General features: G+C 70.9%; 19 protein-coding genes. 13 read left to right on the plus strand and 6 right to left on the minus strand.

All coding sequences use genetic code 11. The features are described 5' to 3' along the window. Positions 1–11 precede the first annotated feature (11 nt). The 4 genes from ACZ4SV_RS15405 to ACZ4SV_RS15420 all read left to right on the plus strand — a co-directional run bounded on the left by ACZ4SV_RS15405 (position 12) and on the right by ACZ4SV_RS15420 (position 3,520). The gene (locus ACZ4SV_RS15405) at positions 12–908 is read left to right on the plus strand and encodes a 3-hydroxyacyl-CoA dehydrogenase family protein (RefSeq protein ID WP_468004640.1); all 897 of its coding nucleotides are present in this window, start codon (positions 12–14) and stop codon (positions 906–908) included. Next, positions 905–1,177 carry an acyl carrier protein gene (locus tag ACZ4SV_RS15410; RefSeq protein ID WP_468004642.1) on the plus strand — a complete coding sequence of 91 codons (273 nt, stop codon included), beginning with the start codon at positions 905–907 and terminating at the stop codon, positions 1,175–1,177. Before ACZ4SV_RS15405 ends, ACZ4SV_RS15410 begins: the two co-directional genes overlap by 4 nt. 133 nt (positions 1,178–1,310) lie before the next feature. Beyond that, positions 1,311–2,435 carry an acyl-CoA dehydrogenase family protein gene (locus ACZ4SV_RS15415; protein WP_468004806.1) on the plus strand — a complete coding sequence of 375 codons (1,125 nt, stop codon included), beginning with the start codon at positions 1,311–1,313 and terminating at the stop codon, positions 2,433–2,435. A gap of 11 nt (positions 2,436–2,446) precedes the next feature. Then, positions 2,447–3,520: an HAD-IIIC family phosphatase gene (locus ACZ4SV_RS15420; RefSeq protein WP_468004644.1), complete on the plus strand. Its 1,074-nt coding sequence runs from the start codon at positions 2,447–2,449 to the stop codon at positions 3,518–3,520. A gap of 64 nt (positions 3,521–3,584) precedes the next feature. Here ACZ4SV_RS15420 and ACZ4SV_RS15425 read toward each other — a convergent pair whose 3' ends face one another. Next, entirely contained in the window at positions 3,585–4,247 is a 663-nt protein-coding gene (locus ACZ4SV_RS15425) for an O-methyltransferase (protein WP_468004646.1), read from the minus strand. A 254-nt stretch (positions 4,248–4,501) separates the two neighbouring features. On the opposite strand from ACZ4SV_RS15425, the gene ACZ4SV_RS15430 reads away from it, so the two are divergent. The 6 genes from ACZ4SV_RS15430 to ACZ4SV_RS15455 all read left to right on the plus strand — a co-directional run bounded on the left by ACZ4SV_RS15430 (position 4,502) and on the right by ACZ4SV_RS15455 (position 9,832). Continuing rightward, on the plus strand, positions 4,502–5,017 hold the full coding sequence (locus ACZ4SV_RS15430) for an EF-hand domain-containing protein (RefSeq protein WP_468004648.1): 516 nt from the start codon (positions 4,502–4,504) through the stop codon (positions 5,015–5,017). A 1,065-nt stretch (positions 5,018–6,082) separates the two neighbouring features. Beyond that, positions 6,083–7,381: a lysine N(6)-hydroxylase/L-ornithine N(5)-oxygenase family protein gene (locus tag ACZ4SV_RS15435; protein ID WP_468004650.1), complete on the plus strand. Its 1,299-nt coding sequence runs from the start codon at positions 6,083–6,085 to the stop codon at positions 7,379–7,381. 61 nt (positions 7,382–7,442) lie between these two features. Further along, positions 7,443–8,099 carry an FMN-binding negative transcriptional regulator gene (locus ACZ4SV_RS15440; RefSeq protein ID WP_468004652.1) on the plus strand — a complete coding sequence of 219 codons (657 nt, stop codon included), beginning with the start codon at positions 7,443–7,445 and terminating at the stop codon, positions 8,097–8,099. Positions 8,100–8,107: 8 nt separating this feature from the next. Beyond that, positions 8,108–9,259, plus strand: coding sequence for an N-methyl-L-tryptophan oxidase (solA, locus tag ACZ4SV_RS15445; RefSeq protein ID WP_468004654.1), 1,152 nt, complete (start codon positions 8,108–8,110; stop codon positions 9,257–9,259). Continuing rightward, complete coding sequence (locus tag ACZ4SV_RS15450; RefSeq protein WP_468004656.1) at positions 9,256–9,612, plus strand: hypothetical protein; 357 nt, start codon at positions 9,256–9,258, stop codon at positions 9,610–9,612. The genes solA and ACZ4SV_RS15450 overlap by 4 nt, the downstream gene beginning before the upstream one ends. Positions 9,613–9,646: 34 nt before the next feature. Then, the gene (locus tag ACZ4SV_RS15455) at positions 9,647–9,832 is read left to right on the plus strand and encodes a 2-hydroxymuconate tautomerase (protein ID WP_365878957.1); all 186 of its coding nucleotides are present in this window, start codon (positions 9,647–9,649) and stop codon (positions 9,830–9,832) included. A 926-nt stretch (positions 9,833–10,758) separates the two neighbouring features. Here ACZ4SV_RS15455 and ACZ4SV_RS15460 read toward each other — a convergent pair. Further along, positions 10,759–11,382: a hypothetical protein gene (locus tag ACZ4SV_RS15460; RefSeq protein WP_468004658.1), complete on the minus strand. Its 624-nt coding sequence runs from the start codon at positions 11,380–11,382 to the stop codon at positions 10,759–10,761. Positions 11,383–12,168: 786 nt separating this feature from the next. On the opposite strand from ACZ4SV_RS15460, the gene ACZ4SV_RS15465 reads away from it, so the two are divergent. Then, entirely contained in the window at positions 12,169–12,492 is a 324-nt protein-coding gene (locus tag ACZ4SV_RS15465) for a transposase (protein ID WP_468004660.1), read from the plus strand. A 217-nt stretch (positions 12,493–12,709) separates the two neighbouring features. Next, positions 12,710–12,940 carry a hypothetical protein gene (locus tag ACZ4SV_RS15470; protein ID WP_468004808.1) on the plus strand — a complete coding sequence of 77 codons (231 nt, stop codon included), beginning with the start codon at positions 12,710–12,712 and terminating at the stop codon, positions 12,938–12,940. Between the two features lie 551 nt (positions 12,941–13,491). On the opposite strand, the gene ACZ4SV_RS15475 is transcribed toward ACZ4SV_RS15470, so the two are convergent. From ACZ4SV_RS15475 to ACZ4SV_RS15485, 3 genes are all read right to left on the minus strand, one after another. Next, complete coding sequence (locus ACZ4SV_RS15475) at positions 13,492–14,544, minus strand: NUDIX hydrolase (RefSeq protein ID WP_468004662.1); 1,053 nt, start codon at positions 14,542–14,544, stop codon at positions 13,492–13,494. Positions 14,545–14,645: 101 nt separating this feature from the next. Continuing rightward, positions 14,646–15,200, minus strand: a complete 555-nt coding sequence (locus ACZ4SV_RS15480) for an NUDIX domain-containing protein (RefSeq protein WP_468004664.1) — start codon at positions 15,198–15,200, stop codon at positions 14,646–14,648. A gap of 55 nt (positions 15,201–15,255) precedes the next feature. Further along, positions 15,256–17,187: an ATP-binding cassette domain-containing protein gene (locus ACZ4SV_RS15485; RefSeq protein ID WP_468004810.1), complete on the minus strand. Its 1,932-nt coding sequence runs from the start codon at positions 17,185–17,187 to the stop codon at positions 15,256–15,258. Between the two features lie 436 nt (positions 17,188–17,623). On the opposite strand from ACZ4SV_RS15485, the gene ACZ4SV_RS15490 reads away from it, so the two are divergent. Next, the gene (locus ACZ4SV_RS15490) at positions 17,624–18,091 is read left to right on the plus strand and encodes a hypothetical protein (protein ID WP_468004666.1); all 468 of its coding nucleotides are present in this window, start codon (positions 17,624–17,626) and stop codon (positions 18,089–18,091) included. 375 nt (positions 18,092–18,466) lie between these two features. On the opposite strand, the gene ACZ4SV_RS15495 is transcribed toward ACZ4SV_RS15490, so the two are convergent. After that, the gene (locus ACZ4SV_RS15495) at positions 18,467–19,486 is read right to left on the minus strand and encodes a LacI family DNA-binding transcriptional regulator (protein ID WP_468004668.1); all 1,020 of its coding nucleotides are present in this window, start codon (positions 19,484–19,486) and stop codon (positions 18,467–18,469) included. Positions 19,487–19,681: the final 195 nt, after the last annotated feature.

Genomic DNA, 19,681 nt, shown 5'->3' on the forward strand with positions numbered 1-19,681 from the left:
AGGAGAGGCGCATGACACCAGCGCCGCACAGCACCCCCGATCCGCACCCTCCCGCCGGACCCCACCGGATCGCCGTCCTCGGCGCCGGAGTCATGGGAGTGGGCGTCACCGCCCTCGCCCTCGGACACGGCATACCGGTCCTCCTCGTCGACACCGACGGGGAACGGCTCGACCGGGCCCGCGACGACATCGACCGCGAGCTGCGCACCGCGCAACTCCTGGGCCGGCTCCCGGCCGCCGCCGCCACCGGCGCCCTGGAGGCGGCCACCACCACCGAGGGCGTCGGCGACGTCACCGCCGTCATCGAGGCCGTCACCGAGGTCACCGAACTCAAGGCCAAGGCGCTCGCCGACGTATCCGCCCGGGTGCGCCCCGGCACGCCGCTGATCTCCAATACCTCCTCCATCCCCATCGACGAACTCGCCGGACACGCGGAGCGCGCCGAGGACGTCGTCGGCACGCACTTCATGAACCCGCCCTACCTGATCCCGACCGTCGAAGTGATACGAGGGGCCCGGACCGGCGAGGGGACGATGGCCGCGGTCGGCGCCCTGCTCACCGCCCTGGCCCGGGACCAGATCGTCGTGCGGGACGCCCCCGGCTTCGTCACCAGCCGCCTCCTGCACCCGATGATCAACGACGCGGCCCGGGTCGTGCAGGAGGGCACCGCGACGGCCGAGGCCGTCGACGCCCTGATGGAGGGCTGTCTCGGCCACCCCAGCGGCCCGCTGCGCACCGCCGACCTGATCGGCATCGACAACTTGGTGGACTCGCTCCGGGTGCTGCACCAGCGCACCGGGGACGAGGGCTGCCGCCCCTGCGACCTGCTGCTCGAGAAGGTCCGGCTGGGCGAACTCGGCCGCAAGACCGGTCGCGGCTTCTACGCGTACCAGGAGGAGAACCGATGAACACGTTCGACAACGAGGCCACCGAGAAGGAGATCCTGCGCTTCCTGGAGGCCCGCACCAAGCGGACCTGGGAGACCGACGCCGACCTCTTCGCCTCCGGCGGGCTCTCCTCCCTGTTCGCCATGGAACTCGTCGTGCATCTGGAGAAGTCCTTCGGCGTCTCCGTCCGCGGCGCCGATCTGCGGCTGGAGAACTTCCGTACGGTCGCGTCGATGACGGGGCTCGTGGAACGCCTCCGGACGGCGGCCGCCGGAGAAGCCGGTGCCTGAGCAGTCACCGACCGGCACACTCACCTCGGCGGAGGCGGAGTCCGCGGGGGAGAGGGTCTCCGCGGCCGAGGCGGTGCCCGCGGGGGAGAGGAGTTCCGCGGCCGAGGCGGTCTCCGTGGCGGAGGCAGACTCCGTGGAGGAGGCGGCCGCCGCCGTCACCGCCCTGGCGGCCGGAGCCGCCGACGGCTGGGACCGCGCGGGACTGCTCCCCGTCGGCCTGCTGCGCGACCTGGGCGCCGCCGGGTGGCTCTGCGCCCAGGTGCCGGCCGCGCACGGCGGCCGGGGCCTGACCAGCGCGGCCGGCGGCGCGTTCACCGCGCACGTCGGCAGCCTGTGCAGCTCGCTGCGGTCCGTGCTGACCTCGCAGGGCATGGCCGCCTGGACCATCGAGCGCCTGGGCACCGCCGAGCAGCGTACGGCGTTCCTGCCCCGGCTCACCGGCGGCGCCCTCGCGGCGGCCGGGTTCAGCGAACGCGGCGCCGGAAGCGACCTGTCCGCCATGACGACCCGGGTGCGCCGCGACGGCGACACGGTCGTCCTCGACGGACACAAGGTCTGGGTGACCGCCGCCCACTACGCCGACCTCCTCGTCCTGTTCGGCCGGTACGAAGGCGGCGACGCGGGGCCGGCCGGCGGGGGCGAGGCGGTGGCCGTCGTCGTCCCCGCGGACACCCCCGGCGTCCGCGTCACACGCATCGCGGACCCACTGGGCTGCCGCGCGGCCGGGCACGCCGACATCGCGCTCGACGCGGTACGGGTCCCGGCCACGCACATACTCGGTGGCTCGGCGCTGCCGCTGTCGCTGCTGGTGACCACCGCCCTCGCCTACGGCCGCATGTCCGTGGCCTGGGGGTGCGTGGGTATCCTGCGCGGCTGTCTGACGGCCGCCGCCCGGCACGCCGCCACCCGCGAGCAGTTCGGCGCCCGGCTCGGCGATCACCAGCTCGTCGCCCGCCATCTCGCCGAGCTGTTCGCCGCCGAGCAGACCGCCACCCGGGTGTGCGAGCACGCCTCGCGCTGCTGGGACGAGGGCTCACCGGAACAGGTCGTGGCCACGGTCCTGGCCAAGCACGTCAGCGCGGGCAACGCGGCCCGGGGCGCGGCCACCGCCGTGCAGGTCCTGGCCTCCGCCGGAGCACAGGACGGGCACCCGGTGGCCCGCGCCCACCGGGACGCCAAGCTGATGGAGATCATCGAGGGCAGCAACGAGATGTGCCAGCTGATGCTGGCCCGGCACGTCCTCGGGAGCGCCGCGTGAAGGGAACCGCAGTGACGACCACCGCCCCCGTGCTGAAATGCCTCGTCTGGGACCTCGACAACACCCTGTGGCGGGGAACCCTCCTGGAGGACGGGGAGGTGACGCTGCCGGACGCGATCCGCGAGGTCGTCGTGGATCTGGACGCCCGCGGCATCCTCCAGTCCGTCGCCAGCAAGAACGACCACCAGACGGCGTGGGCCCGCCTGGAGAAACTCGGTGTCGCCGAGTACTTCGTACTGCCGGAGATCGGCTGGGGGCCCAAGTCGGCCGCCGTACGCCGGATCGCCGACACCCTCGGCTTCGCCCTGGGCACGATCGCGTTCATCGACGACCAGCCCACCGAGCGGGCCGAGGTCGCCTACCACCTGCCCGAGGTGCGCTGCTACGACGCCGAGGCCGCCGTGACCCTGCCCGGCCGCCCGGAGTTCACCCCGCGCCTGCGGACGGTCGACTCCGCGCGGCGGCGCCAGATGTACCAGGCGGGCTTCCGGCGCGAGGCCGCCCGGGCCGAGGCGACCGGCCCGGACGAGGAGTTCCTGCGCTCCCTGGAACTGGACCTGCGCATCGTCCGCGCCACCGGCGAGGAACTGTCCCGGGTGGAGGAACTCACCCTGCGCACCAGCCAGATGAACGCCACCGGGGTGCACTACTCGGACGCCCACCTGCGCCGGCTGCTCACCGATCCCGGTCACGAGATCCTCGTGGTCACGCTCACGGACCGCTTCGGCCCGCACGGCGCGGTCGGCGTACTGCTCCTGGAGCGCCGGCCGGACGTCTGGCACCTCAAACTCCTCGCCACCTCGTGCCGCGTGGTGTCGTTCGGAGCGGGTGCGACGATCCTCAACTGGCTCATCGACGAGGCGGCCCGCGCGGACACCCATCTGGTGGCCGACTTCCGGCCCACCGAGCGCAACCGCATGATGGAGATCGCCTACCGTTTCGCGGGCTTCCAGGACGACGGCACCTGCTCGTGCGCCGCCGCACTCCCACGGGCGGCCACCGACGACCTGCAGCGCCTCCATCTACGGCCCGAGCCGCGCCCGGCGTCGACGACGATCAAGGTGAACGCCGTCCGACTGGTCTGACCCCGGCGGGACGGCCTCGGTGCGCGCGCCCCACGCGCCGAGGCCGCCCCGCTCGTGGCACCGCTCAGCGCTTGCGGGCCAGAGTGATGCCGTCCGCCATCGGCAGCAGGGAGATGTCCACCCGCTCGTCCGAGGCGAGCGCCGCATTGAGTTCACGAATGGCCACGGTGTCGGGATCGTCGTATTCCGGGTCCGCGACGCGACCGAAGAAGAGCGTGTTGTCGATGACCAGAAGACCGCCGCTCCTGGTAAGCACGAGCGACTTCTCGTAATAGGTTGGGTAGCCGGTTTTGTCGGCGTCGATGAATACCAGGTCGAACGCTCCGGCGCCCCGCTCCGTCAGCAACTCGTCCAGGATGTCCGAGGCGTCTCCGATACGCGGCCGGATCCGGTCCTCGACACCGTCCCGCTTCCAGTACGGGGAGCCTATTTCGGGCCATCGTTCGGTGATGTCGCAGGTCACGATTTCACCGCCGGAAGGCAGTGCGCGGGCCATGCACAGCGTGCTGTAACCGGTGAAGGTGCCGATCTCCAGCACCGACCGGGCTCCGGTGAGGCCGACGAGAAGGGCCAGCAACTGACCCTCCTCCGCCATCACCTGCATGGTCGTACCGCCAGGCAGATGCGCGGTCTCGTCCCGCAGCCCTCTCAGTATCTCGTCGTCACGCAGGGACACGTCTCTGACATACGCGAGGAGGACGTCGGTCGAACCGATCTGATGAGCCATGAAGGAAAACCCCCTTCTCTGGGCGGTGCGCTGAATGGACAGCCCGTGCACGACCGTAACAGCGAATACCGTGCCGCGAAGCCGAAACAGGCCATCATCGACTAAAAGAACACGGTCAACGGACCGTACCGGATCGCACGTCCGATCCGGCCGTCTTGATATGCGCCCGTTCCGACCATTGAACCGCGTTTGTCGGCGTGTCTACTCTTCAGTCGAATGATACGCCGGGAGCGATGAAAAGGTGGGGACGGGAAATGGGCACCGAGCAGACGGAAAGCCAGCGCAGCAGGGTGAGCAAGGCCTTCGATCTGATAGACCTCGACGGTAGCGGCGAGCTGAGCCTCGCGGACATCGAGTCGCTGGCCGAACGGCTGGCCGGCCGGTTCGGCTTCGCCGCCGGCTCGCCGCAGCACGAGAGCTTCCGGGAGGTGAGCACCGATCTCTGGCAGGGTCTCCAGGGAGACCTCGGCCTGGGCGCCGGCGACAAGGTCAGCCGCAAGGAGTACGTCGACTACTACGCCTCCGCCGAGCCGGCAGCCGTCCAGCACATCCTGGCACCCTTCGCCGAACAGCTCTTCACGCTGTTCGACACCGACGGTGACGGCAAGGTCTCGAAGAGCGAGTTCGAGCGCTACCACCGCGCATGGGGAGTGTCCCAGGACCGCATTGAGGGCACCTTCGAGCAACTCGACACGGACGGCAGCGGCGACCTCTCGAAGGACGAACTCCACGCGTACCTCAGCGGGTTCATCTTCGGAGACTCCCGCTGACACCACACCCGAGCGGCCCGGTCCGACCCCGGCCCTCCCGCCCGGACGCCGACGACCGGCGCCCGGGCGGTGCCACGGTCTCTCACGCGTGTGTCACCGTAGACCCCGCCAACCCAGGCCCCGGCATCCCCAAGCCGGGGCAGAACATCTGCCGCAGCCTCGAATCGTTCCACCCGAAGGGCGCGGGGACGACAGGCTACGCTCCCGTCACGAGCCGGGTTCACGGGCGTGATCGGGTGGTCATGGCGGGCGCGGCTGGAGCGTGGGATGACCATCGGCTGTCTGACCGTCCTGGTCGTGCTGATCGTCGTGCTCGGCACCGTACTCGGCGCGTTGTGGTACTGGTCCTGGCACACCGACAAGGTGAACGCCGAGCACCGGCAGCAGGCTCTGCCGGCGCTCGACGACCAGCTGCGCCGAACGAAGAACGAGACCCTACGCCCCCTCGGCAGCGAAGGCTCCGCCGATCTCTTACGATGCGTCCCGTCACGCGTTCAGGACACGCGTGGTCCAACAGGTCCAGTACGAGACCAGGACGCTCTTCGGTATCAGCCGGGACGTAATCGACAAATGCCTCGCATACGCTTACGCCCGTGCGAAAGGCCACGGTTGGACGTCGGCGGCGTCTGTCTTGACGTACGAGCTTCTCTCCGTGCCCGCACGTATCTGCCGTGATCTCTGAGGTGGCCGGATCACTACGAAGCGGGTGTTCCGGGGGCGCGGGTGGCGCGGCCGAACCCCTGGAAAGCCGCAGGAAATCGACTTCGGCCCGGGCATGACCAGCAGGCGCCGTCTGGCCGAAAGACCCTGGCCCCCGGACGTACATGACCGATTCTCAGCCTTCTTTGCGGACAAGCAATCTGATGGGCGACAAAGCCAGTCGGGCTCGGGTTCGAACCGGCCAAAGCGGAACGTGATCGGGCCATCGCCGACAGCGCTGCTTGTTTGAGCGGGACGGCCCGATCAAGGATGAATACGGTCCCGTCCCGGCTGCACCACAGTCCACGGGGGCATCGCGCACGTCGGGACGCAACCCGTTCCCCACTTCGTCAGAGGAGCCCCACCATGCCGGAAGCGGTGCTCGACCTGATCGGCGTCGGATTCGGACCGTCAAATCTGGCCGTCGCGCTCGCGCTGGACGAAGCGGGCGAGACGGCCGGGTGCGACGCGTTGTTCCTGGAGCGGCAGCCGGCCTTCGGCTGGCATACCGGAATGCTGCTGGACGAGGCGACGATGCAGGTGTCGTTCCTCAAGGATCTGGTCACCATGCGGAATCCGGCCAGCCCGCACAGCTACCTGTGCTACCTGCGGGACCGGGGCCGGCTCGCCGCGTTCATCAACCAGAAGTCGCTGTTCCCGCTGCGCACCGAGTTCCACGACTACCTCGCGTGGTGCGCCGAGCGGGTCGGGCACCTGGTGCGCTACGGCGCGCAGGTGGTGGACATCCGCCCGGTGCCCGGCCCGGATGGGACCGTCGACCTGCTCGACGTCGTGGTGCACCGCGACGGGGCCGAGGAGGTGCACCGTACCCGCAACGTGGTGATCGCCGCCGGTCTGCAGCCCTGGCTGCCGGACGGCGTCGAGCGGTCGGACCGGGTCTGGCACACCTCGGAACTGCTGCACCGGTTGCCGGAGTTCGAGTCCGTCGCGCCGCGCAGCCTCACCGTCGTCGGTGCCGGGCAGAGCGCCGCCGAGGCGGTGGCGTACCTGCACGGGAGGTTCCCGGAGGCCGTGGTGCGGGCCGTGTTCGAGCGCTACGGGTACAGTCCGTCGGACGACTCCCCGTTCGCGAACCAGATCTTCGACCCCGACGCCGTCGACGCGTACTACGTGGCGCCCGAGCACGTCCGCCGCCGGCTGGTCGACTACCACCGCAACACCAACTACGCGGTCGTGGACCTCGAACTGATCCAGGACCTGTACGCGCGGTCCTACCGGGAGCAGGTGCAGGGCACCCAGCCGCGGCTGGTCATGATGAACGTCAGCCGGCTCGCCTCGCTGTCGCAGGAGGCCGACGCGGTACGGCTGGTCGTGGAGCACCTGCCCACCGGGGAGCTGACCGAGTTCGAGACGGACGCCGTCGTGTTCGGCACCGGATACCGCCCGGCCGATCCGCTCACCCTGCTCGGCTCGCTGGCCGACCAGCTCAAACTGGACGATCAGTCCCGCCCGCACCTCGACCGCGACTACCGGCTCGTCACCACCGACCGGATCCGCGCCGGGATCTACCTGCAAGGCCCGACGGAGCACACCCACGGCCTGGCCTCGACGCTGCTCTCGGTCACCGCGGTGCGCGCCGGCGAGATCCTCGCCGCCGTGACGGCCGGGGGTCCCTCCCAGGTCCTCACCGCGCCCGCTCGATGACCGGCCTCCCGGAGGCTTCCGGGAGGCCGGACGGGCGCCCAGGAGAAAGGAGACGCACGAGATGTTCGTTCCGAAGGTCTACCAGTCCCCGGACACCGAAGCCGTCCGGCTGATCCGCGAGTACCCGCTGGCCCTGCTGCTGACCAACGGACCCGCGGTGCCGTTCGCCACGCACCTGCCCGTGATCTTCCCGCCGGCCACCGAGCCCGAGGACATCGAGTCGCTGAGCGGCGTCACGCTCTACGGCCACCTCAACCGGGCCAACCCGCACTGGGAGACGCTGTACGAGGGGCAGCACGCGACCCTGGTCTTCCAGGGCCCGAACGCCTACGTCTCCGCCGCCGTCTACGAGCGGACCCCGGCCGCCCCCACCTGGAACTTCGCCACCACCCACGTCCAGGGCCGCATCCACCCGATGCCCGCCCGGGAGGACGCGCTCGACGTGGTGCGCTGGACGGTGGCGGCCTTCGAGGCCAAGCACGGCCTCGGCTGGGACCCGGGCCCGTCGCTCGACTACTTCGACAAGATCGTCGACGGCGTCGGCGCCTTCCGCTTCACCGTCGAGTCGGTCGACACGATGCTCAAGCTCAGCCAGGAACAGGCCGACCACACCAGGGACAAGGTGGTCGCGCACTTCGCCGCCAGCCCGGTCGGGCTGCGCCGGGAGGTCAGTGACCTGATGAGGACCGCCGCCCCGACCGCCACCACCGGAGAGTGAGAGAGAGCGTGACCGAAACCGCTGATGTCCTCATAGTCGGCCTGGGTGGGCTCGGCAGCGCCGCGGCCTACCACCTGGCCGCGCGCGGCAGCCGGGTGATCGGCATCGACCGGTTCGGGCCCGCGCACGCGCGCGGCGCGAGCCACGGCGAGAGCCGCGGGGTCTGGAAGGCGTACTTCATGGGCGCCGGGTACGTCCCGCTGCTCGACCGCGCCTACGACCTCTGGGACGAGCTCGGCGAGATCCGCGGCGAGACGCTGTTCCACCGTACCGGCGGGATCTGCGTCGGCCCGGCCGGCGGCGCGCTCGTGCCCGCCGCGCTCACCTCGGCCCGGGAGGCGGGCCTGGAGTTCGAGTACCTGCAGAGCGACGAGATCCGCGCGCGCTTCCCGGAGTTCAACCCCGGGCCGGGCGACGTCGCCGTGTGGGACCCGTCCTCGGGTTACGTACGTCCCGAGCAGGTCGTCACCGCACACCTCGATCTCGCCCGCGAGCACGGCGCCGACCTGCGGTTCGACGAGAAGGTGCTGGACTTCTCGGACACCGGCAGCGGTGTGCGGGTGCGCACGGAGACCGGCGTGTACGAGGCCGACCGCCTGGTGGTCGCGGCCGGCGCCTGGGCCCCGCAACTGCTCCCCGAACTCCGGCCGCACATCAAGGTCCTGCGGAAGGTGATGCTCTGGTTCGACCCGGTCTCGCGGGCCGAGGACTTCTACCCCGGCCGTCAGCCGTACTGGATCTGGGAGGGCGAGAGCGGCACGGTCGGCTACGGCCACCCGGCCGTCGACGGCCCCTCCGGCGGCGTCAAGGCCGGCATCCACAGCGGTGGCGAACTCGCGGACCCGGACTCCCTCGACCGCCACGTCAGCACGCAGGACGTCGACGCCGTGCGGGAGTTCCTGGCCAAGCGGATCCCGGCGCTGCCCGGCCGCTACCTGCGCAGCCGCGTCTGCATGTACGACAACTCGCCCGACCTGGGCTTCATCATCGGCCCGTCGGCCCAGAGCGACCGGATCACCGTCGCCGCCGGCACCTCGGGCCACGCCTTCAAGTTCGCCCCCGCGCTCGGCGAGGTGATCGCGCAGCTGGCCACCGAGGGCGCCAGCACCCACGACATCTCGCTGTTCGACCCGCGCCGCCTGACCGACGCGCACGCGTGACCGGCGCGGGCCGCACCGTGCACCGGGGCCTGACCGTCGCCGTCACCGGCACGCGTCAGGCCGAGTCCCGACGAGGCGTCCTGGCGGAGCTGTTCGAGCGCGTGCTCGCGCCGTTCGCCGACGGACCGGCCGCGGACCGCGGCCGGCTGCTCGGCGGCGCCGCGGGCGTCGACACCTCGACGCTGCGCTTCCCGGCCGGTCGCGACGCCGGCCGGCTGCTCGTGACCGTCCCCGTGCGGTGCGCCGACCAGCAGGCGGACGCGCGGGAGGCGATCGAGCAGGCGCACGCCGCGGGCCGCGTCGAATGGATCGTCGAGCCCGGCCAGCCCCACCTTGTCGCTCCGCTCAGCTGACCCACCGATCCCCAACCCCCTTGAGGAGAACCCCATGCCCATGATCCGCGTGCAGATGTTCCCCGGTCGCACCTCCGACCAGAAGGAAGCCCTCGTCAAGGAGGTGACCGAGGCGATCGTGCGCACCTGCGACGCCAAGGAGGAGGACGTCTGGGTGATCATCGAGGAGGTCGAACGCGAGAACTGGGCGCTCGGCGGGACCATGTACTCCCGCCGCTAGGACCGGCGAGTCCGCCGAAGCGATGGCGATCGCGCGGACCTGCTTGAGGCGGGTGACTGCTCCCGGACGTCATCGTCGTCCGCGCACGCTTGTTACCGCGACGGCTCGGCGGGGCCCCGGGTGTCCGTCAGAGACGGGCGCACAAGGACCGGGCCGCTTGCAGATCCTTGCGGGGCCCGGGTTCAGCGAAGTCGGCGAAGCGCACCTGCTGGTTCTGCACCCGCTGGAGCGCATCGGCCAAGGGCTTGTACTCACGCTCACCGGCCGCCGCCGCAGCGGACAGTACGACGGCGCCGGCAAGCCGGTTGAGGGCAACGGTCCTAGGGTCTGTCGCAAAAGTGGATCTTGTTCGTTGATGATCACGTCCTGTGGGACGTGGGGATCTGACGAACGACCAGTGGGCCCGGCTTGAGCCTCTGTTGCCGAGGGGTGTCAAGCCGGGACGGCCGCAGGTGTTGGACGCGGCGGCAGCTGATAGACGGGCGTCGGCGAGGTGCCGGTCACCGGCGGACGCGACGCTCGGCGCGGGCGCCTCCCACTCCTACGGACGGCGAAACCGAGGACACACACGGCAAGAGCGAGAAGCACGAAGAACAGGGCGGTCGCGCGTAGGTCGAACGACCGGCGGCCGGCGCGTGGTCGTATGCGGCGTGCGGGCATGGTCACGAGGTGACGCCCCCTTCCCCTGACGGAACATGAAGATCACTGCCGCCTGCCCGCAAAGCGCGCGCCCCACGACTCCGGGCGCGCCCTGGGGAGGGAACGCCGGACACGGGGCGCCCGCCGCCGACTTGTTCCGCGGCCGCCCCGACGACTGAGCGGGCCGGTCCCCGAGCATGAGCCGAGGGCCGGTCTCGGACACCTCCGGAACCGGCCCCTGGACTGCGGCTGGGGATGAACCCCAGCTCCCGACTCGCGAGAGACGGTCAGTGAGTGTGCTGGTGCATCGGCGGGTGGACGGAGGGCGGCTTGGCGACGTGCCGCGCGGGAGCCTTCTCGGGCGCCTTCGGCCGGCCACCGTGGAACCCGGCGGGCGAGGCGTACTCGTAGCCCGACCAGACGCCGCCGCCGCGCCATGCGGAGCCGTCCCAGACGTAGGCCGAGGCGAGGGTCCCGTAGTAGCCCTCTCCGCAGGCCTGCCAGCCGCCCCAGTTGTAGACCATCTCCGGCCCATAGGGTCCGGGGAACTCGCCTCCCGCCTGGCCCGTGGCGCCGTACTTCCAGTCGCTGGCGCGGCACACCGCCCAGGCGGAGCCGTTCCACCGGTAGACGGTGGCTCGCGTGGCGGCCCAGCCGTCGGGCCGGGGCAGACCGGTCCCGCACCCTTGGGTGAGCGCGTAGGTGTCGGAGTACGCGAGGTTGCCGGACAGCGTGCCGGGTCGCGAGTGGTCGATTCCCGCGTCTCCTCGGACGCACAGGCCGGAACCGTTGTACACGGTCACCGCCCTGGCCCAGGTCCACGCGTTCGCCGGTTGCGTCCAGATGACGGCCATCAGCAAGGTGACGGCCGTGCACAACGCGGCTTTCAGAGTCACGCGGAATGCTGCCATGGTCCCTCCGTTTCTCGATTCGCCGGTGGACCCGGGCTCCCGCCGGCCGTCCGGACGGCGCCCGGCGGCGGAATCTGGCCGGGTACCGCGGACGGATCGGGTGGAGCCGGACGGCGTGATCGGTTCCGGTGGTCGGTCAGAACAGGAGCGGCCAGCGGGATGCGCTGGGAACAGGATGGGAACAGATGACGTGGCCGGCGTACTCACGGCCCCACGGGTCGAAGTGTTCTCCGGGACTGCGGACCAGATGGCCCCGAGAGGGTGAGCCTCCCGCTCACCGCCTCCCACCATAAGTGATCCGGTCACCCCACGCCTGTCGGCACCTTTGGCCGCCGTCGGCGACTGCCCGGCAGCACGCCCGCGCCATCGATACGGTGCCTCCTGTCCTGACCAACGGCAGGCCCGGGAACATCGCCGCCGCGACCCACCTGCGTATCGCGGGGCACACTTCGAGGCCTACGTCGCGCTCCCCGCACTGGCGCTTGCCTGTCCGGCTCACGCCGTGGGCCTGGCCGTCGTACCGCGCCGAACGAGACCGGCTTTGATACCGGTGGGCTCGCCCGGTCGACTGCCCGGCCAACGAGTCCCGCAGCGCTCTGAAGATGGCTGCACGAGCGCTGGTCGGCGATGCCCCGGATCGCGATGTCGACTACGTGGAGCGTCACGCCGTCGAGGTGACCACGGCCTCCGAACGCCTCGGCAGCTTCACGTCCACGGCTCGGGGCGCCTTGGACGACACAGACCTCCCCTCAAGCAGGCGTAACTGAGGGTGCGGAGTCCCCTCCTGTGATAGACGGCATACGGTGGCGGACCCGGACCGGTGCTCCCTGGCGGGACGTGCCCGAACGTTACGGGCCGTGGGACCGGGTCTATGACCTGTTCCGGCGCTGGCAGCGGGACGGCACCTGGGCGAGGATCCTCACCCGGCTCCAGGCCGAGGCCGATGCGAAGGGGCTGATCACCTGGGACATCAATGTCGACTCCACCGTCTGCCGGGCCCACCAGCACGCCGCCGGAGCGGCGAAAAGGGGGACCTCCAGAAGGAGCCGCCCGGCGGGATCTTCGTCGAGCCGGCCGACCACGGCCTCGGACGCTCCCGCGGCGGACTGACCAGCAAGGTCCACCTCGCGGTCGAGCAAGGGTAAAAGCCCTTGTCCGTCGTGATCACGGCCGGGCAGCGGGGCGACTCTCCGCAGTTCGAGCCGGTCCTGGAAGCCATCCGGGTGCCGAGGCTGGGGCTCGGAAGGCCGCGCAAGCGCCCGGACCGGGCAGGGCCGACAAGGCGTACGACTCACGCGGCAATCGCTCCTACCTGCGCAGACGCGGGATCAAGGCCACCATCCCGGTGCCGGCAGACCGGGTCCGCAACCGTCTCAGGCGCGGATCGCGTGGCGGACGGCCGCCGAAGTTCGACATGGACGACTACAAGCAGCGGCACGCGGTCGAGTGCGGGATCAACCGGCTCAAGCGCCACCGGGCCGTCGCCACCCGGTACGACAAACTCGCCGTCCGCTACGAAGCGAGCGTGCTGGTCGCAGCCATCAACGAGTGGCTGTGACCAGCACTTTCACAACAGACCCTAGTCGCCTCGTCATCCATGTCGGCCGACTCGTCGAAGCCCTGGAGGGCGACGCAGGCGCGCTGGGCGTCACCGGCGGCTCCGTCACTGGCGGAGCCGTTATCTCCGATGAGCGCCCAGGCGATACCGACGCCGCCGGCACCCAGAACCACCCCCGCCACGAGAGCAGCGGCCAGCGAAGACCTGGACCGACGACCCGGTGCTGCGGCCACAGAACTACTGGAAGGGACGCCGTGAGCGGGCGGTATGGGCGATGACATACCGGAAGGATATCGATGAACGACCAGCCCGGTGACCGGCCCACAGTGGCAGGCCAACGGAAGCCGATGGATAGACCGGCCCGCCCGCCCGCCCGCCCGCCGCGCCGCCGTCCGCCCCATGCCGCGGCTGCGCCGCCCCTTCCCCGTCCGCGGACGGAAGGTGAACCGGACGGCCGTTGAGAGGTTCGCTGCGGCCGGGCAGACCGAGCCCGCGCGTACTGCCTAGGGGGTCGCGGTCAACAGGTTATCCATCCGCTGCGAGCAGGAGCGCTACCAGGAGACAGAGCCGACGAGTTCGGTGACGGGCTGGTGAGCGGCCTTGGGGATGCCGAGAAGGACGCGGGCCTGGTGGACCGCCTCAAGCTGCCGGGCCGCGGATGGCCCCCAGTCGAAGAGTTCCAGGGCCTGCTCCGGGGTGGCCAGGATCCGGACGTAGATGCGGCCGATGGCCGGATCGACCGGGGCCGGGCCGAGGCACGTGAGGACGGCGGCGTAACGTACGCGCGCGCAGGGATCGTCGGGGTCGGACAGGTACCCGAGGTACCGGACGCCGGCGAACTCGGCGGCAGCCTCCTCACGGGTCTCGCGGACGGCAGTCGCCGTGGGGTCCCCATCGTCCTCGGGTTCCGGTGTGCCGCCGGGCAGGCAGGCCGCACCGGTGTCGGGGTCAAGGAGGACGAGGACTCGCCCGTCCGGGGCGAAGGCCCAGACCCAGGACTGGCGGACCGTCAAGTCGCCGGGCTGGGAGAGGGGATGAAAGGGCAGGTGGTGACGGGCTCGGGCGGTCCGCAGGACGCCGACCCGGTCGAGGACGGTGGGGGAGAGCGGGAGCCCGTCCTCCAGGAACACGGGTCCGGCGCCGTTGATGCGGGCGCGGAGTGCGGACAGGGCGCGGCGCGCGTCGCCCGGCGACATCAGAGCGGGCAGGTCAGCGGGTTCGGCGAACTCGATGTCCTCGATCTCGCCCGGTGCGGTCCGGATCGCCGCGATCTGGTCCTCGTCCCAGATGCCGCCGTCGAAGACGTGCAGGAGCTCGCCGGGGAACTTCATGGCCGGGGACGTTGTGCGGCCGGCGGGGGAGACCCAGTCGACAGCCAGCCCGTGGGTGACGGTCGCCGTGACGCCGAGTTCCTCTTCCAGCTCGCGGGCGGCACCCTGGGCGGGGGACTCGCCCTTGTCGACGGCGCCGCCGGACAGCAGTCGGGTGGACCGGTAGCTGACGCGCTGGAGCAGGATCCGACCGTGCTGGTTGGTGATCAGCACGGAGGTGCCGGCCCACAGGGCCGCCGAGGCGCGCAGTGCCCCGTATGCCTCCTCGGTCATGGCCACACTGGAACGTTCGTCGCGCGCGGAAGTCGTCGTCATCTCTCTCCGATCGGTGGGTGTTTGCTCGCGCACGGTGAAAGGCGCGAGCACGACAAGGGTCAGATGGTCAGATGTGCTGAGTCGTCCTTCGCCGGGCCCGGGGTGAGACGGGTGAAGTGCTCGGTCTGGATGATCTGAGTGCGGTCGGCTTCGGGAAGACGGGCGAGGATGCCGGGCAGAGCCCGATCGCGCGCGACCTCGCCGCGGTGCGCGCGGACCGCCGCCCACTTCGTGCCGGCCCAGGGGGTGACATCGACGCTGGTGGTCACATACGAGTCCGGTACGGCGAGGACGCTCTTGCCCGCGCCTTCGAGCAGCGGACGGAGCAGGCCGACGCCGGACTCGGGATGCGTGGCGGCGTACAGCGCGGCCGGCTGCCAGGGGGCCCCTGGCGCGGTCACGACCTCCTCCGCCACCTCGCGCAACGCCGCGGCGAGCAGCCTGCGGTCCCCGGGCTCGATGTGACCGCCGGGGGTGAGCACGAGGCCGGGGGTCCGGTGCCGGATGTGCAGGACCCGGCGCCGGCGGTCGATGACGACGGCGCTGCAAATGACGTGATGGCGGCCGAGGTGCGCCTCGACGGCCTTACGGCTTGCGGAGGAGCTGGGTGGCATGCGCGTCGTCTCGCCTTCTACCTAAGGGCCGGGTTGCGGAGGTCGCGCTGGTGGGTCAGCTAGTCGGCTCGTGGTCGGACGGCTGGGTGCCGCGGGGGCCGGGAATCGTGCCGGCCGCGGGCGCGAGCCCGTACTGGGCGGCCTGGGCGGTGAACATGGCCTGGTACAGGCCGTCTTCGCGGGCCATCAGTCCCTCGTGCGTGCCGTCTTCGACGACGCGCCCCTGATCGAGTACGTAGATGTGGTCGGCTTTCATGGTCGCGGCCAGCCGGTGGGTGACGAGCACGACCGCGTGCCCCTCCTCCGCCAGCGACCACAGTCCCCGGAACGCGGCGATTTCCGCGTGGGGATCGAGGGCCGAGGTCGGCTCGTCGACGAGCAGGAACGGCGCCCGCCGATACCGGGTCCGAGCGGTTCCCAGCTTCTGCCACTGCCCGCCCGAGAGCTGGACGCCGCGCTCGTACCCCTTGAACACGATCGAGTCCCAGCCGTGCGGCAGGCCCTCGATCAGGCCGAGTACGCCCGCGTCCTCGGCGGCCTCGCGGACGCGGTCCATGTCCCGGGGGCGGTCACCCACCCCGATGGCCACGTTCGCGGCCGCGGTCATCTCCCAGCGCGGGAAGTCCTGGGCCAGCAGCCCCACGGTGCCGAAGACTTGAGCGCGGTCGGCATCGCGGAGTTCGACCCGCTCACCGGACTCGCCCTCCCACCACACGTTCCCCTCAGTGGGCAGCAGCAGCCCGGCCAACACCTTGGTCAGGGTGGTCTTGCCCGAACCGTTCGCGCCGACCAGGGCCGTCACCTTCCCCCGGGGCACCCGCACGCTCACGGACCGCAGGGAGGGACCGTCGGCTCCCGGGTAGGTGAACGACACCGCCTCCGTCCGCACCTCCCGCGCCGGTGAGGGCAGCGGGGTGCCGGAGGAAGGGATGGCGTTCTCGCCTGCCACCTTGATGGCGTCCTCGGTGTCGGTGAGGAACAGCAGCTCCTCGTACAGCCGGTTGACCTGCTGCACCAGCGATGTGAGCCGCGCCGTCGAGGTGCGGATGGCGATCACCGCCGTACCGCCGACGGCCAGCGGCAGGCCACCGCCGGCCAGCAGCCACCACAGCACCCCGTAGCAGGCCAGCGACGCCAGCCCCGCGAAGCCGCCGGCGACCAGATCCGTGGAAGCCTGCGCCCGGGCCAGGCGGCGCTGCTCCGCCTCCGTCTGCCGCGACATCTCCTCGTAGCTGGACAGCAGCTTGGTGCCGGCGGCGTGTACGCGGATCTCGCCCGCGGCGTGCGGGCGGGTCAGATAGGCCAGCAGGGAGGCGATCGCCCTGCGGTGGTCGACCCAGTTCAGGCGGGAGATGTAGTCACGGCGGGCGGAGCGCACCGCACCCCACCCCTTGGGCAGGGCGATGGCCAGCAGCATCGGCAGCAGCGCCCAGTGCAGCGACGCCAGCACGATGGCTGCCGCCGCCATGCCGATCACCACACTGCCCACGCCCACCGAGAGCCGGAGCATGCTGCGGGCGGAGTCCGTGCCGAACTTCCCCGCCTCCAGGACGCGCTGGACCTCCGGCCGTTCGGTGGCCTCCACCTCCACACCGGTGACGGCCGTGTAGTACCGGGCGGAGACCGCCCGTTCGACCTGCGGCTCCAGCCGGCCGGACATGGCGGTCGACCACGCCGACAGCACCGCGGTCGCCACCGCCGCGACGGCGAGCGCCGCCAGCGACGGCAATGTGTCGCGGAGTTTGTCCGCGGTCGGACCGTCGGCGAACAGCTCGGTGAGGACGCTGTTGACGGCCACCAGTCCCCACCCGGCCGTCACGCCTTGCCCGAGCTGAGCGACCACGACCCCCGTCAGGGCCCGCCGGTCCGTCTCCCAGCCGGTGCGCAGCACCATGCCCACCATGCGGGGCAGCGCGGCCGCCATGGACCCGAAACCCAGCCGGGTCAGCGGTCCCGCGTGCCGGACGTAGGACTGGTCGTAGCGCAGCCGGCCTCCGTACAGTTCGCGCTCGGCGTCCGAGATACCGGCTGGAGCTGCGGCCTTCGGTGACTTCGCGGCCTCGTCGCTGTCTGGTTCGACTGGCGTCAATGTGTTCCCTCCCAGAGCGCGTGGTGATGGTGTCGGCGTGTTCAACGACGCCACCCCGTTTTCGAACACGTGCGCTTTCGGACGGGTTGCGCACGCCGGAATGGAGCGGTTGTCCGAAGGTGTGCCCTGCACCGACCCTTGCCGCGCAAGAGCACGCGTCCGGCGGGGATTGGCCGAAACGCCGATGCTCAGGCATCGCGGCCGCAGCTCAGCCGCCGACCTGTAAGCGTCTCCAGGGAACGGATGCCGTAGGGGAACCCCGACCCGGTCATCAGGGCATAGCCGCCCCCTACAGCAGGACGCCGGTCCGCGATCAGCGCCATAGCGTCGAGGCATGACATCGATCAAACCGGTCGCTACGGACATCGGACGTGCGGCAGTGCTACTGCCCACCAGTGTGGTCCAGATCTATGTGACGCTGGCAGGCCACCGCTCACGGCCCTACCGCAGACTGGCGCACGCCGTACTGGGAATCGGTCTCGGCGCGCTGTCACTCGTCGCCGTTGGCATTGAGTGTCTCTTCATCGCCCGTGGGGTGCTGTACGGGCTGGTCGACGGCGGCCCCTATGACACCTCCTGGGGCGGGCCGACGCGCGCCGGCGCGTGGCTGGCGCATTTCGCGATCGGCTTGCCCATCGCGGTCACGGCTCTCGCCCTGCTCTGGTCCATCGCTGGTTTACACGATCGGCTTGGCGCCCGGTTCATACGCGGTGAGCGCATCGGTGTATGGGGACTGCCTACCGCGCTGCTGGCGTGTGGGGGCGGAGCAGTGTTCGTGGTGGCCTGGGTCCATCAGATTTAGCGGAAAAGGGCGCGGGATACGACGGCGATCGACAAGAGCCAGTGCATTCCCAACGTGCACGCCGACGATGTGCACAACGTGAGCCTGCGGAGCGGCCCGGGGCGAGGCGGGCGGCGGTGAACACGCCGAGGGGAAAGGGGTTCTTCATCGCGTTCAGCGGGGCTCTGGTCGTGTGAGGGAGGGGTGCGTCCCAGGGGCCCGGCCGTTCGCCGTCTCCCAGGCCGGACGCGACGATCATCCACCCGGCCACTGCTCACTTCACAGCCTCCTTCCCTGCTCACCAACGCTCGGCGGTGCTCACCACGCGACAGCCACACGGAGCCTTGACCGGTGGCCGCGTCCAATCGGCCGTTCGCCCCGCAATCCCGCGGCGGATCAGCTCGACTCGCGGACGACGAGGCGGCAAGGAACGGTCCGCACGCCCGGTTCCGGCGCGCCGCCGATGGCGTCCAGCAGGCGCAGCGCGGCCTGCCGGCCGATCTCCGCGAGGTCCGTGTCGATCGTGGTGAGGGGCGGGCGGCAGGCCAGGGCCATGACGTCCCAGTTGTCGTAGCCCACGACCGCCACCTCGCCGGGGACGTCCACGCCGTTCTCGCGCAGGCTGTCGGCGACGCCCCTGGCGATCTGGTCGTTGCCGCAGAAGAAGGCGTCCGTGTCCGGGGCGGCACGCAGGACCGCCGCGGCGGCGCGGCGGCCCCATGCCTCACTCCACTCGCCGAAGTGCACCCGGCCGGTGGAGAGTTCCAGCGAGGAGCGGTCGAGTGACTCGACGGTGTGCCGGGCGCGGTCGCGGGCGGCGGCATGATGTGCCGGGCCGGTCACATGCGCGATCCGGGTGCGGCCCGTCGCCAGCAGGTGATCGACGGCCAGCCGCGCTCCGCTGCGGTCGTCGGACACGACGGACATGTCGTCCGGGTCGGTGGACGGCGAGAGCGCGTAGACCGTGGGGATCGGCTCGATGCCGGTCAGGGGAGGACGGGGGTCGGTGCGCCGGCCGGTCACGATGATGCCGTCCACCCGGCGGTCCATCAGGTTGCGCAGATGGTGCTGCTCGCGGATGGCGTCGCCCCGGGTGTCGCACAGCAGCACGGAGATCTTCCCGGCGCCGAGCGCGTCCTCGGCGCCGAGCAGTACGGGAGTGCTGAAGCGGCCGATGCCGTCGGTCGTCATCAGCCCGACGGTCCAGCTACGGCCGGTATGCAGGCTCTGCGCATGCTGGTTGGGCCGGAAGTCGAGGGCCTCGACGGCGGCCAGGACCCGCTGCCGCGTCTCGGGCCGCATCCTGCCGCTGCCGTTCAGCGCTTTCGAGGCCGTCCCCACACTGACACCGGCCAGCTTGGCGACATCGGCCAGCTTGGCCCGCCCGGCTGGGGGAGACCCTGAAACGGCGGTCACGCGCAATCCTTTTCCTAGGCGACGTCGGCGATGCCCATCCTGGCATCCCTCCCGGTTCCTGGCCAGCTCCTGACAGCAGGCCGGAAAAAACCCGCCGCACCCCCTTGACCCACGTGCGCAGGCTCCCTACGTTTCCGGCAGAAAACGTTTTCCCAGACGAGTCCGAGGAGTGGAGCACCGTCCAGCCGCTCCCGG

It is taken from the genome of Streptomyces sp. NPDC027672, assembly GCF_055566335.1.